The organism is uncultured Nevskia sp. (assembly GCF_903885465.1).
Lineage (GTDB): Bacteria > Pseudomonadota > Gammaproteobacteria > Nevskiales > Nevskiaceae > Nevskia.
In genome coordinates this window covers 1-10,482 of sequence record NZ_CAISIQ010000447.1, presented here as the reverse complement: position 1 = coordinate 10,482, position 10,482 = coordinate 1, and the positions used below count along the sequence as shown (strand labels likewise).

The 10,482-nt window shown below is 66.2% G+C and carries 12 protein-coding genes; 4 read left to right on the top strand and 8 right to left on the bottom strand.

The window, feature by feature from the left end; all coding sequences use genetic code 11:
- The 4 genes from QZY06_RS17380 to QZY06_RS17365 form a co-directional block, all read right to left on the bottom strand.
- Window positions 1-655: hypothetical protein (locus QZY06_RS17380; RefSeq protein ID WP_295686394.1), on the bottom strand; the 655-nt coding region annotated here is incomplete at its 3' end.
- A 132-nt stretch (window positions 656-787) separates the two neighbouring features.
- Window positions 788-1,258 carry a thioesterase family protein gene (locus QZY06_RS17375; protein ID WP_295686392.1) on the bottom strand — a complete coding sequence of 157 codons (471 nt, stop codon included), beginning with the start codon at window positions 1,256-1,258 and terminating at the stop codon, window positions 788-790.
- Window positions 1,255-2,193 (bottom strand): alpha/beta hydrolase, encoded by a 939-nt coding sequence (locus tag QZY06_RS17370; RefSeq protein ID WP_295686391.1) that lies wholly within the window; start codon window positions 2,191-2,193, stop codon window positions 1,255-1,257. The genes QZY06_RS17375 and QZY06_RS17370 overlap by 4 nt, the downstream gene beginning before the upstream one ends.
- 41 nt (window positions 2,194-2,234) lie before the next feature.
- Window positions 2,235-2,426 carry an oxidoreductase-like domain-containing protein gene (locus QZY06_RS17365; RefSeq protein WP_295686390.1) on the bottom strand — a complete coding sequence of 64 codons (192 nt, stop codon included), beginning with the start codon at window positions 2,424-2,426 and terminating at the stop codon, window positions 2,235-2,237.
- 165 nt (window positions 2,427-2,591) lie between these two features.
- On the opposite strand from QZY06_RS17365, the gene QZY06_RS17360 reads away from it, so the two are divergent.
- Window positions 2,592-3,821: a trans-acting enoyl reductase family protein gene (locus tag QZY06_RS17360; protein ID WP_295686389.1), complete on the top strand. Its 1,230-nt coding sequence runs from the start codon at window positions 2,592-2,594 to the stop codon at window positions 3,819-3,821.
- 57 nt (window positions 3,822-3,878) lie between these two features.
- Here QZY06_RS17360 and QZY06_RS17355 read toward each other — a convergent pair whose 3' ends face one another.
- The 4 genes from QZY06_RS17355 to QZY06_RS17340 all read right to left on the bottom strand — a co-directional run bounded on the left by QZY06_RS17355 (window position 3,879) and on the right by QZY06_RS17340 (window position 6,464).
- Window positions 3,879-4,583: a histidine phosphatase family protein gene (locus tag QZY06_RS17355; RefSeq protein ID WP_295686387.1), complete on the bottom strand. Its 705-nt coding sequence runs from the start codon at window positions 4,581-4,583 to the stop codon at window positions 3,879-3,881.
- A gap of 2 nt (window positions 4,584-4,585) precedes the next feature.
- Window positions 4,586-5,665, bottom strand: coding sequence for a hypothetical protein (locus QZY06_RS17350; RefSeq protein WP_295686385.1), 1,080 nt, complete (start codon window positions 5,663-5,665; stop codon window positions 4,586-4,588).
- A 219-nt stretch (window positions 5,666-5,884) separates the two neighbouring features.
- Window positions 5,885-6,157: a hypothetical protein gene (locus QZY06_RS17345; protein ID WP_295686383.1), complete on the bottom strand. Its 273-nt coding sequence runs from the start codon at window positions 6,155-6,157 to the stop codon at window positions 5,885-5,887.
- A gap of 97 nt (window positions 6,158-6,254) precedes the next feature.
- The gene (locus QZY06_RS17340; protein ID WP_295686382.1) at window positions 6,255-6,464 is read right to left on the bottom strand and encodes a hypothetical protein; all 210 of its coding nucleotides are present in this window, start codon (window positions 6,462-6,464) and stop codon (window positions 6,255-6,257) included.
- A 21-nt stretch (window positions 6,465-6,485) separates the two neighbouring features.
- Between QZY06_RS17340 and QZY06_RS17335 the strand changes: the two genes are divergently transcribed.
- Genes QZY06_RS17335 through QZY06_RS17325 form a run of 3 tightly spaced genes read left to right on the top strand, consistent with a single transcriptional unit; the run spans window position 6,486 to window position 10,413 of the window.
- A complete protein-coding gene (locus QZY06_RS17335; protein WP_295686380.1) occupies window positions 6,486-7,910 on the top strand; it encodes a 3-oxoacyl-ACP reductase in 1,425 nt (474 codons plus the stop codon).
- Window positions 7,911-7,936: 26 nt separating this feature from the next.
- The gene (gene ribA / locus QZY06_RS17330; RefSeq protein WP_022977714.1) at window positions 7,937-8,545 is read left to right on the top strand and encodes a GTP cyclohydrolase II; all 609 of its coding nucleotides are present in this window, start codon (window positions 7,937-7,939) and stop codon (window positions 8,543-8,545) included.
- Window positions 8,542-10,413 (top strand): AarF/UbiB family protein, encoded by a 1,872-nt coding sequence (locus QZY06_RS17325; RefSeq protein WP_295686377.1) that lies wholly within the window; start codon window positions 8,542-8,544, stop codon window positions 10,411-10,413. Before ribA ends, QZY06_RS17325 begins: the two co-directional genes overlap by 4 nt.
- The last annotated feature ends 69 nt before the right edge of the window (window positions 10,414-10,482 follow it).

Genomic DNA, 10,482 nt, shown 5'->3' with positions numbered 1-10,482 from the left:
TGGCCTGGAATTCCAGCAGCCGGCCGCGATACCAGCTTTGTCGCGAGGAATATTCCAGCAGGTAGGCGGTGACGCCGGAAATCGACGTCAGCATCCAGGCCGATACCGCGTCATAGAACGCCGGCAGGCCCAAGGCCTGCAGTTGCAGCCAGGTGGTCATGACCATGGTTGCCAGCGCCCAGGGCAGCACCGCCCAGAAGCGCAGCCGGCCGAGGATCAGCATCGCAGTGACGGTGATCGCCGCGAAATCGTGCGGCATGTCGAAACCCAGCAGCCGGCCGAAGATGTGCTGCGCCATCACGCAGTTGGCAATGATCACGCAGGTGACGATCAGCATCGCTGGCGACCAACGCTGCAGGGCAGGCCGCAGCGTGAAAAGCAGCGTCAGCAGGATCGCCGGAATCTGCACGCAGAACTGCAGGAAGTGCGACATCTTCAGGAAGCTGTCCGGCGCGTGCATGACCCAGTGGTCGTACAGCGGCGTAGCGCCGATCATCAGAATGCTGATCAACAGGAGCATCGTCCGCGGCCCGCGGGCAGTTTGCTCGAAGGTTTCGCGGAACAAGGCTTCCAGAGGCTCGTCGAAGCGCAGGCGCAGCAACTGACGGCGCTGGTTCTTGATGGAATGCGGACGGATCCGCGGTTCGCCGTTCATGACGTCAGGACTTGCGGATACCGATGAAGGCTGCGGCGAGCAGCGGTTGATCGGGACGCCGGAAAAGCGTCCTCAGGAAACGATGATAAACGGGTCTGCCCGGCGATGGCTTGCGGCCAGCCGCAGCGGCCGTCAGCCGGCGTGATTGACGACGATCTGCGGTGCGCCGCGCGTCAGCGCCGAACGGAAGTTCGGCGGCAACGGCATCTTGGTCAACGTCGGCGAGACCATCACGTAGACCGTTTCGCTGCGCGCCAGCAGATCGACCTGGCCATGGCGGCGAAACTCGACCGCCAGCACGAACGAGGTATTACCGAGCTGCTGGGTGCTCACGCTGGCACACAACACGTCATCGAAACGGGCCGGCGCCTTCCACTCGGTGGTCTGCTTGACCAGCTGATAGTCGAGCCGGCCGTCGATCAATTCCTCGCCGAAGCCGAGCGCGCGCAGGTATTCGGTGGTCGCCAGATCGACGTAATCGCCGTAACGAGCGTTGAACACCACCTTCTGCGCATCGCACTCGGCGTAACGCACCCGGAGGCGATAGCAGAAGGCTGCGGACGGCGACGCGGCTGCTTCGGTGCCGCGCGCCGTGTCGTTCATGCCACCAGCGTTTTCTTGAGCCAGGCAATGCCCTGATCGACGGCCTGACGGCCGACATCGAGCCCGCTGAAGAAGGTGTAGAAGCCGTGGATCGCGCCGTCGTAGCACTTCGCCTCCACCGCGACGCCAGCGGCTTTCAGCTTCGCCGCGTAGGCATTGCCTTCGTCGCGCAGCGGATCGAATTCGGCGGTGATCACCAGCGCCGGCGGCAGACCCTTGTGGGACTCGGCCTTGATCGGGCGCAGCGAGCTGCTGGTCAGCGCCGCAGCGTCTTTGACGTAATGACCGAAGAACCAGTCCATGTCCTTGCGGCCGAGCAGATAGCCCTCGGCGTTCTCGGTCATCGACGGGTAGGCGTCCGGATCGGCATCGACGACCGGATAGACCAGCAGCTGCGCCTTCAGCGCCGGGCCGCCTTCGTCACGCAGACGCAGTGCCGTCACCGCCGCGAGATTGCCGCCGGCGCTGTCACCGGAGACGCCGAGGCGGCCCGCATCGCCGTTGATCTCGACGGCATGCGCAGCCGCCCAGCGAGTGGCAGCGAGGCAGTCATCGCTGGCGGCCGGGAACGGATGCTCCGGCCCGAGGCGGTAGTCGACCGAGACCACGACGACACCGGCACCGGCGCAGGTTTCGCGGCACAGCGAATCGAAGGTATCGAGATCGCCGATCACGAAGCCGCCGCCGTGGAAGTACATCAGGATCGGGAACGGGCCTTTGCCGTTGGGGCTGTAGACGCGCAGCTTCAGTTCGCCTGCCGGGCCGGCGATGTGGGTGTCGCGGACGCCGGCGATCTGCGCCGCGCTCGGCGGCATCATGCTCATCAGCATGTTGATCGCCTGGCGGCACTGCGGCGGTTCCATCGTATGGAACGGCTGGGCGCCGGCGGCGGCGAGCGTGCCCAGGAAGCCCTGGACCTGTGGGTTGAGCGGCATCGTGTTCTCCTCGGTGCTGTTGTGGTTCGCTTGTTGTTCGTTTAGTTGCGGGTGTTGCCATCCGCTTCGGCGGCACGGGCCTCCGCGGTGATGGCGATGACGGCTTCCTGCCAGCGGCGCAAGTCTTCCGCGTAGGCAGTGAACACGCAGACCTCGCAGCCGTTGTCGCAGCAGTCGCCATCGAGCGGGCGCTCCGGTTTCGGAGGCAGATTCGGCAGGGCTTCGGCGTTCATCGGCGGCATGGAGTTGACGGGACGCGGGACACAGCGTCAAGCAGGGGCGAGTCCCGAGCACTGTGCCGCCCGGACGGGCTGACGGCAAGGCACTTTCGCGTCACCGGCAGCGTCGCCGTTTGCAGCTAAGCTGGCCGCTCGATCATTCAATCCGAGCGTGTCGGGATGCCACAGAAAATCCACCATTTCGTCGTCTTCGGCGCCACCAGCTTCGTCGGCCAGCTGCTGACCCGCTATCTGTATCAGCGCCATGGCATCGGCGGCGAGGTGAAGTGGGCGATCGCCGGCCGCTCGACGGCCAAGCTCGATCAGGTCCGCCAGTCGCTCGGGCCGGATGGCCGCAGCCTGCCGATGATCGTCTGCGACGCTGCCGATGAAACCGCGCTGCGCGAGCTATGCGGCACCACCCGCGTGGTGGTGTCGACTGTCGGTCCTTATGCCTTCTACGGCTCGCCGCTGGTCAAGGTCTGCGCCGAAACCGGCACCGATTACTGCGATCTGACCGGCGAAGTGCAGTGGATCCGCCGGATGATCACCGCCCATGAAGCGACGGCCCAGAAGAGCGGCGCGCGCATCGTCCATTGCTGCGGCTTCGATTCGATTCCGTCCGATCTCGGCGTGCATTTCCTGCAGGCCCAGGCGCTCGCCAAGTTCGGCGTGCCGGCGCAGCGGGTGAAGCTGCGCATCAAGGCCTTCCGCGGTGGTTTTTCCGGCGGCACGGTCGCCAGCCTGATGAACGTGCTGAAGGAAGTCGGCGAGGACCCGGGTCTGCGCAAGGAACTGGGCGATCCGTACTCGATCACGCCGCCGAGCGCGGCACCCAGGCCGCGCCAGCCGGATGTGAACCTGGCCGAGTACGACGAGGACGCGCGCAGCTGGATCGCACCGTTCGTGATGGCGGCGATCAATACCCGCATCGTCCATCGCTCGAACGGCCTGTCCGGCCAGGCTTATGGCGCGGACTTCCGCTACGACGAAGCGATGATGACCGGCAGCGGCCTGAAGGGCAGGGCGACGGCCTGGGGCGTCACCGCCGGACTCGGCGGCTTCGTGCTGGCCGGAGCGCTGAAGCCGACGCGCGCGCTGCTCGAACGCTACGTGCTGCCGAAGCCGGGCGAGGGCCCGACGCCGGAAGCGCAGGAAAAAGGCTTTTACGACCTGCGCTTCATCGGCAAGACCGCGGCCGGCGACGTCCTGCGCTGCAAGCTCACCGGTGATCGCGATCCGGGCTATGGCTCGACCGCCAAGATGCTCGGCGAAGCGGTCGCCTGCCTGGCCTTCGATATGCCGCGCGAGGCGCTGAAGGGCGGTTTCTGGACGCCGGCGACGGCAATGGGCGATCGCCTGATCGAGCGCCTGAAGGCGCATGCCGGACTGACTTTCGAAGTGCTCTGAAGCCCCGAAACCGCTGAAGGGACCGTCGCGGCCGATGGCCACGACGGTCCGGCAGCTTCAGATGCGGGTGATGATCGCGGCGTCCCGCTGCAGGCGCAGGTGCGAGATGTCGTTGAAACCCGCCAGCGCCAAGCTGCCGCTTTCCGGATGGATATGGAACTCGTGCACCGAGGCGTTCCAGATCTTCCAGACCAGGTTCAGCGAGGTCGGGTTGTCGAGACCCAGCGCTTCGCGCATCACCGCGGTGATCACGCCGCCGGAAGTGAACACCACCAGACGTTCGGCCCCTTCCGCAGCGCGACGGAGGCCCGCCACGCATCGGTTGGAGAACGCGGCCCAGGTTTCGTCGATCGGAATCGACGGTGCCAGCCCCTGCATCCAGGCGCCGACCACGGTGTTGAATACCGGCCGGAACACCGCCTGATCCCGCATCGCCAGATGCGGATCGTCGGCCAGCTCCGGGTGCTGATCGGCGATCAGCGGCAGGTAGGCGCGGATCAGCTGCGTGTGGTTGAACTCGTTGAACGCCGGATCGGTGTGCAGGGCCGCGGGGGCCTTGTCGCCGATTACCGCGAGTGCCTGCTCGCCGGTCTTGCGCTGGCGCTGCAGCGAGCCGCTGTAGGCGCGGTCAGCACTGAAACCGCCGATCTTCCAGTGGCTGCCGAGGGCGACCGCCTGCCGCTCACCGAGGAGCGACAGACGATCGTAGTTGGCTTCCCCGAACGAGGCCTGGCCGTGGCGGACCAGGACGACCGTAGTCATGCCTAGTGGACGTAGACCGGACCGACCAGTTCGTCACCCAGCGTCTTGCCGCTGCTGTCCGGCAGTTCCGGACGCAGGATCACCGTATAGCGGCCCGGGGTCACGCCCTTGAACGCCAGCACGCGCGGGTTGTTGCCAGCCGACCATGAACCGGTCGGCGCCTTGCCGCGCGAATCGACCAGCTTGATGTGGTTGCTGGCCGCAGTCGGGTCGACCGGGTTGTTGAACATCAGCACCACGGCTTTTTCCGACGAGGCTTCGCCGGCATAGACCAGGCTGAGATTGCTCGAGGCCTGAGTGCCGGTCTTCGACCACCAGCTGGAGATCACGTCGGAACCGTTGCCCGTCTTCGGACGCGCGACGGGACGCTTGGCTGCCGGCTTGCTGGCGGCCTTCGGCGCATCGCTGCTTGGTGCTGCGGCAACCATTTCCGGCTTCGGCGCCGGCTTCGGCTTGGCGGCCTTCGGGGCAGGTGCGGGGGCCGGGGCCGGTTCGCTGGCCACCGGCTCAGCCGATTCACTGGCAACGCGGGTGGCGACTTCGCTGGCCACGTTCTCGGCAATCTTGCGGGCTTCCTCTTCGCTCAGCGAGGAGTTGTCGCCGCCTGCCGCAGGGGCCACGGGGGTGACCGCGACCTGCGTGCCTTCGTCACGGCCGATGTTCTCGGCGATCTTCCGGGCGTCCGCGTCGGACATCTTCGGCAGATTGGTGGTGATCGGGGCGACGGCCGTCGCCGGCGGCAGGGCGGTGTAGGACTCGGCAGGTGCTGCGGCCGGTGCCACTTCGGTCGGCGCTTCCGGGGCCGGAGCTGGCTCGCTGGCGGCAGTTTCAGTCGACTCGGGGGCCGGAGCCGACTCCGGAGCCGATTCAGGCGCGGCTTCGCTGGCGGCAGCCGGCGCTTCCGTTGCTGCGGCAGCGGTGTCGCTGCCTTCCGTCGCGGCGGGGGTTTCGCTGACCGTTTCGCCGGTGGCGGCGGCTTCCGGTGCGGCGGTCTTGCTGCCACGCGGCAGCATCATGTTGAGTCCGAAATAGACGACGACGGCGGTGATGACAACGATGAGGACAACGCGGCTGAGTTTCATTGCAAACCCCGAGTGGAGCGGGCGGATCGTTTCCGCTCGCGTTTTTGTTGATTTCGTGAGGCGCTGTCACGCCTGTCGGTACTGATCAAAGTTGCCCGCAGACCGCGTGCCAATTGGCAACCGGACCTTGCAGCAAAAGCATGCCACTGGCCCTGAAAGCCCTTGGAGTTTATGCGAAACGACTATGGCCGTCAGCGGATTAGGCCATCAGCGCTTACCTCATCGCGAGGCGGTGTCCCGCTCGGCGGCCTTGCGGGCAAGTGCCGTGCGGGCCGTCGCTTCGGCGGTGATCGCGGCCTGTTCGGCAACGATGCGCACCATGCGCTCGCGCCGGCTCATCACCGGCGCTTCGGCGACCGGTTCGATCGGCACGGTTACCACTGGGCTGGCCGGCACTACAGCGGCCGAAGCGACGCGCATTTCGCTCATCAGGCCGACTGCCACTGCAACGGACGCGAGTGATACCGCGACCAGAATCATGGTCTTGTTCATCGTTAGGTCTCCCCTCAAGCGTTTTGCTTTTTTATCCGGCAGGGCTTCATCTGGATGGCCCGGCGCTGCCCGACTATGCGCAGCGGGGGCGGCAGCGTCAATCCGGTGAAGTCCTCTGCACCTGTTGCAGCAATGGTGGGACGACCCGAAAAAAGAGCCGGTCAAAAAGAAACACTTGTTGACTGAAATATGAAATCGGCCGACGCTGCTCTTGATGCGCTGCGATAATGCCGGCCCGGCGTTGCACCCCGGCCTCCCCGGCCAGCGCAGATTCGACGGACAAATCCTGTTTGATGGTCGGCTTCAAGGCCGGTTTGATGGAGCATTCATGAGCGATCGGTATCTCGAGTTCACCAACTCCGCGTTCGGCAAGAGTTTGAGCGGCCTGCTGGGCCTGCCCAGCCCGCCACGCCTGAAGCGGGCCGATGCGGCCTACGCCACCCGTCCGCTCGGCGGCCAGGCGGTGATGCTGGGTGGCACCACTGCTGGCGATCTCGCCGCGCCGCTGCTCGCCGCGCTGAACGAAGCCGGCGCCACCGTGCAGATCGCGCCGGGACATGCCGGTCTCGCGCGGCTCAAAGCAGCGGCTGCCGAGACCGGCGTGGCGCTGAAGACCGAGCCGAATCCCGAGGATCGTGCCGCGGCTGCCGCCGCCTTCGTGTTCGACGCCAGCGGTGTCGATGGCCCGGCGCGTCTGCGCGAGCTGTACGACTTCATGCAACCGCGAGTCGGCCGCATTCCGGCCAACGGCCGGGTGCTGATCCTGAGCCGCGCGCCGACCGCCGCCGCGACACCGGCCGCCCAGGCCGCCTTGCAGGGATTGCGCGGCTTCGTCCGCTCGTTCGCCAAGGAAATCGGCAAGAAGGGCGCCACGGCCAACCTGCTCGAAGTCGCCCCCGGCGCCGACCAGGCGCTGGCCGGCCCGCTTCGCTTCTTCCTCAGCCCGCATTCGGCCTATATCACCGGCCAGACCCTGCCGTTGAGCGCGCCGCCGGCCGAGATCGGTCACCAATTCCAGCAGCCACTGGCCGGCAAGGTGGCGATCGTCACCGGTGCCGCGCGCGGCATCGGTGCCGCGATTGCCGCAACCCTGGCCCGCGAAGGCGCCAAGGTGGTCGGCATCGATCGACCGCAGGAAGAAGGTGCCCTGGGCGAAACCCTGTCGAAGTTCGACGGCTACGGCCTGGCGCTGGACATCACCGCCGCCGATGCGCCACAGCGCATCGCCGAAGAAGTGACGACGCGCTTCGGCGGCGTCGACATCGTCGTCCACAACGCCGGCATCACCCGCGACAAGATGCTCAAGAACATGGCCCCGCATCTCTGGGACATGGTCATCGACGTCAATTTCGCGGCGATCCTGCGGATCAATGAAGCGCTGTTGAAGCAGGGCCTGAACGACGGCGCGCGGATGGTCTGCATCTCGTCGATCGGCGGTATCGCCGGCAATGCCGGCCAGACCAACTATGGCGCGACCAAGGCCGGCGTCATGGGTTATGTCGAAGCGATGGCCGCGCAGATGGCCAGCCGGGGCGGGGCGATCAACGCCGTGGCGCCGGGTTTCATCGAGACCGCGATGACCGCCCAGATGCCGACCGGACCGCGTGAAGTCGGCCGCCGTCTGGCCTCGCTGGGGCAGGGCGGACTGCCGATCGACATCGCCGAAGCGGTGACTTTTCTGGCCAGCCCGATGGCAGCGGCCGTCAATGGTCGTACGCTGCGCGTCTGCGGCCAGAATTTCGTTGGCGCCTGACGCTCGTTCCTCTACCTGAATCCACCATGCCGCAACCGAAGCTGATCGCCACGGCGAAGCTGCCGACCCCGTTCGCAGTGTTCACGATGCGCGCCTATCGCTCTGCCGATGGCAAGGAACATCTGGCGCTGACGCTCGGTGATCTCACTGCCACCGACGGCCCGGCGCCGCTGGTGCGCGTGCATTCCGAATGTCTGACCGGCGATGCGCTGTTCTCCCTGCGCTGCGACTGCGGCTTCCAACTGCGCGCCGCGCTCGAGAAGATCGCTGCCGACGGCCGCGGCGTGCTGCTCTATCTGCGCCAGGAAGGTCGGGGCATCGGCCTGGCCAACAAGGTGCGCGCCTACGCGCTGCAGGACGAAGGCGCGGACACCGTCGACGCCAATCATCAGCTCGGTTTTCCGGCCGATGACCGCGACTACAGCCTGGCCGTGGCGATCCTGCGCGACATCGGCCTGTGTCGCATCCGGCTGATGACCAACAATCCGGCCAAGCTCGATGCTCTGGTCAAGGACGGCGTTCAGGTCACGGAACGGGTCGGCATCGAACGCGGCCGCAACCCGTACAACGAGGGCTACCTCGACACCAAGATGAGCCGCATGGGCCATCTGATCGGAGCCAAGGGCGAGTCGTGAGCGAGCGCGGCACGCCAGCGCTTCCACCCAAGCCGGTCAAGTCGTCCGGCCCGGCGGTGGTAACGGTGCCGCTGCCCAAGCTCGAAACAAGACCGGATTCGATTCCGGAAATCTCGCCAGCGCCGGTGTCCGTGCCGATCACCACCCAGGTGCGCGGCGTGGTCCGCGAGATCGCCACCTTGGGCATCTCCACGGTGCGCCTGACCCGCGGCTTCGCGCCGCTGCTCGCCATGCTGACCGACGAGCAGGACAGCTCGCAGGAAGATCTCGAAGCGGCGATCGATCGCATCTTCGAAGCGCTCTATGTCCATCCGCTGCTCAAGCACACCGGCCGCCTGACCCAGGCGCTGCGTCGTCGCCGCCTGATTCCCGATCAGCAGTCGACCGAAGACCTGATCCGCTTCGTCGTCGAGCAAGCCGTGGCGCGCAGCCCGATGCCGGTGCCGGACGCGCTGATCAACGAGTTCTGGAATTTCTTCAACGAGCTGTTCGAAGCGCCCGAGCTGAAAGGCCTCGGCGAGATGAGCCTGGACATGGTGCGGCTGGTGCTGCGCACCTACGAGCCGCTGCTGCTGGAAATCGTCAACCTGCTGAAGGCCGGCCGGCGCTTCAACCAATGGCAGCTCAACGAGCTGCTGAAGCGCGCAGCGCAAGTGAAGGCCGATGCCGCGATCGTGCGCCGGCAGATCCGCGCGCTGCGCTACATCAAGCCGTTCTTTGCCGCCGATCCGAAGGACTACAAGGCGCAGGCGCAGATCATTGCCCGGATGGTCAACGAGTTCGGGCCGTTCTTCGTCAAGATGGCTCAGGTCGCCGCCGCCAACGCCGATTTCCTGCCCGAGGAAATTGCTCGCGAGTTGATGGTGTTCCACGAAGACGTGGCGCCGATGACCGCCGATGAAGTGCGTGCCGCGTTCGTCGAGTGCTACGGCAAGCCGCCGGAGAAGTTCTACCTCGGCTTCGAGGCCGACAAGCCGCTGAAGTCCGGCTCGATCGGCTCGGTGTATCTGGCCAAGAAACCGTTCCTTGAGGACGGCCGCGAAGTGCTGCGGCCGGTGATCATCAAGGTCGGCCGCCACAACATCGACCGCGAGTTCGCGATCGGCAAGCTCGTGATCGGCCTCGCGATCATGTCGACGCAATACTGGGCCCCGCATTCGAAGCTCGCGCCCTTCCTGCGCGCGATGCAGGAGCAGGTCGACGAGTTCGTCGCCGGCTTCATCGAGGAACTCGACTTCGACGCCGAGGCCGAGAACCATCTGCGCTTCTACCAGCGCTCGCTCGGCCGCCGCGCCTGGCGCGTGCCGGAGCTGTACTCGAGCAGCCGCCGCATCCTCGAGATGGAATATCTCGGCGATGCCGTGAGCCTGTCGCGCGCGCTGACGCGGCTGCCAAAGCGCGAGCGCCGCAGCTTCCAGCTCAAGATCGTCGAGCAGCTCAGCTACACGGTGCTGTACCACGCGTTCGCGTTCCGCGAGATTCACGGCGATCTGCATCCAGGCAACCTCATGATCGGCGCAGACGGCTCGCTGAACCTGATCGACTGGGGCAATGTCGTCGACCTCCACGGCAAGTGGGGCCCGGTCTGGGACTATCTCGCCGGCGCGATTCTCGCGGACACCGATCTGCTCGCTGACGCGCTGATCCGCATCAGTACCCACCCCGACGAAAACCGAGCGCGCCGCGACGAAATCCGCGCAGCGCTCGACGACACGCTGCGCAAGAAGGGCGTCACCGCGCTCACGCGGCGCAGCTTCGTCGGCGAATTGCGGGCCGGTGGCATCGCTGGCCTGCACCGACGCGGCCAGGCCGTGCTCCAGCTCATGGCCAACACGCAGCAGACCGGCATGGTGCTGAAGCGCGTTTAACTGCTTCTGTCACGCGCGGTCATGGCGCTCGCCGGCAGCTTCGGCTCGCTCTACGTAGGCGACCGCAGA

What these genes read in the sequence shown, in the direction of transcription:
- QZY06_RS17350 (WP_295686385.1), bottom strand. Translation starts at nt 5,665, where the DNA reads ATGAAACTCAGCCGCGTTGTCCTCATCGTTGTCATCACCGCCGTCGTC.
- QZY06_RS17370 (WP_295686391.1), bottom strand. Translation starts at nt 2,193, where the DNA reads ATGCCGCTCAACCCACAGGTCCAGGGCTTCCTGGGCACGCTCGCCGCC.
- QZY06_RS17345 (WP_295686383.1), bottom strand. Translation starts at nt 6,157, where the DNA reads ATGAACAAGACCATGATTCTGGTCGCGGTATCACTCGCGTCCGTTGCA.
- QZY06_RS17365 (WP_295686390.1), bottom strand. Translation starts at nt 2,426, where the DNA reads ATGAACGCCGAAGCCCTGCCGAATCTGCCTCCGAAACCGGAGCGCCCG.
- QZY06_RS17355 (WP_295686387.1), bottom strand. Translation starts at nt 4,583, where the DNA reads ATGACTACGGTCGTCCTGGTCCGCCACGGCCAGGCCTCGTTCGGGGAA.
- QZY06_RS17360 (WP_295686389.1), top strand. Translation starts at nt 2,592, where the DNA reads ATGCCACAGAAAATCCACCATTTCGTCGTCTTCGGCGCCACCAGCTTC.
- ribA (WP_022977714.1), top strand. Translation starts at nt 7,937, where the DNA reads ATGCCGCAACCGAAGCTGATCGCCACGGCGAAGCTGCCGACCCCGTTC.
- QZY06_RS17335 (WP_295686380.1), top strand. Translation starts at nt 6,486, where the DNA reads ATGAGCGATCGGTATCTCGAGTTCACCAACTCCGCGTTCGGCAAGAGT.
- QZY06_RS17375 (WP_295686392.1), bottom strand. Translation starts at nt 1,258, where the DNA reads ATGAACGACACGGCGCGCGGCACCGAAGCAGCCGCGTCGCCGTCCGCA.